General features: G+C 49.6%; 1 rRNA gene. It reads left to right on the top strand.

Annotation, left to right across the window (positions count from 1 at the left end):
• Positions 1–1,804, top strand: a 23S ribosomal RNA gene (locus tag F596_RS0110640); the annotation flags it as partial.

The raw sequence follows: 1,804 nt of genomic DNA, 5'->3' as shown, positions 1-1,804 counted from the left end.
CCCGAGAGGAGAAGAATCCAGACCGTCATCTAAGGTCCCGAAATTCTGTCTAAGTTAGTCTAACGAAGTGTGGTCCCCGTGACAGCTAGGATGTTGGCTTGGAAGCAGCCATTCATTCAAAGAGTGCGTAACAGCTCACTAGTCGAGGGTCCGTGCATGGATAATAATCGGGTATAAAGTCAGATACCGAAGGTGCGGGATAGTATATAAAAAAAGTATCGGTAGGGGAGCATTCCATCGGCTTAGAATATAGGTTGTGAGACCTGTTGGAGCTTATGGAAAAGCAAATGTAGGTATAAGTAACGATAAAAAGGGTTAGATTCCCTTTCGCCGAAAGACCGAGGTTTCCCGGGCGATGCCAATCAGCCCGGGGTTAGTCGAGTCCTAAGTCTCATCCTAATGGAGCAGGCGATGGCAGATGCGGTTAATATTCCGCAACTTGCTTAAAGAGTGACGTGGAGACGGAGTAGTGACACTGTCGCGTTCAGACGGAAAGGAACGTTTACCGCCGTATGTAATGAGAAATGCAGGCAAATCCACATTTCGAGCAGAAAGCGTAAAGTACAATATTCTCTTCGGAGGAAATTGATAGTACAGGTAATCAGACTTCCAAGAAAATCCGCTAACATAAATTTTTAAGCAACTCGTACCGCAAACGGACACACGTGGTCGGGTAGAACATACTAAGGCGTTGAGAGATTCATGGTTAAGGAACTAGGCAAATTGACCCTGTAACTTCGGGATAAAGGGTCCTCGTGTTTAAATATACGAGGCGCAGAGAATAGGTCCAGGCAACTGTTTAACAAAAACACAGGGCTGTGCTAACTCGAAAGATGATGTATACAGCCTGACACCTGCCCGGTGCTGGAAGGTTAAGAGGAGAGCTTAGAAGCAATTCGAAGGTTTGAATTGAAGCCCCAGTAAACGGCGGCCGTAACTATAACGGTCCTAAGGTAGCGAAATTCCTTGTCGGGTAAGTTCCGACCTGCACGAATGGTGTAATGATCCGGACGCTGTCTCAACCATGATCTCAGTGAAATTGTAGTATCGGTGAAGATGCCGATTACCCGCGATGGGACGAAAAGACCCCGTGAACCTTTACTATAGCTTAACATTGACCTTGGTCATCCGATGTGTAGGATAGGCCGGAGGCTTAGAAGTTTTTGCGCCAGCAGAAGTGGAGCCACCGTTGAAATACGGCCCTTTGGCTGTCTGAGGTCTAACGCGCATAGCGCGGACATTGTTTGGTGGGTAGTTTGACTGGGGTGGTCGCCTCCAAAAGCGTAACGGAGGCTTCCAAAGGTACCCTCAGGTCGATTGGTAACCGACCTCAAAGAGTGTAATGGCATAAGGGTGCTTGACTGGGAGGCAGACATGCCGAGCAGGTAGGAAACTAGGGCATAGTGATCCGGCGGATGTGTATGGAAACTCCGTCGCTCAAAGGATAAAAGGTACTCCGGGGATAACAGGCTGATCCCCCCCAAGAGCTCATATCGACGGGGTGGTTTGGCACCTCGATGTCGGCTCGTCACATCCTGGGGCTGGAGAAGGTCCCAAGGGTTGGGCTGTTCGCCCATTAAAGTGGCACGCGAGCTGGGTTCAGAACGTCGTGAGACAGTTCGGTCTCTATCTATCGTGGGCGTTGGAGTTTTGAGTGGTTCTGACACTAGTACGAGAGGACCGTGTTGGACAGACCTCCGGTTTACCAGTTGTGCCGCCAGGTGCACTGCTGGGTATCTGAGTCTGGTATGGATAAGCGCTGAAAGCATCTAAGTGCGAAGCCTTCCGCGAGATGAGAACTCCT

Origin of the sequence: Prevotella amnii DSM 23384 = JCM 14753 (assembly GCF_000378745.1) — a bacterium.
In the GTDB taxonomy this organism is placed as follows: Bacteria; Bacteroidota; Bacteroidia; order Bacteroidales; family Bacteroidaceae; genus Prevotella; species Prevotella amnii.
Note: the sequence above shows the minus strand (reverse complement) of the source record. Positions and strands in the feature narration are given on the sequence as shown.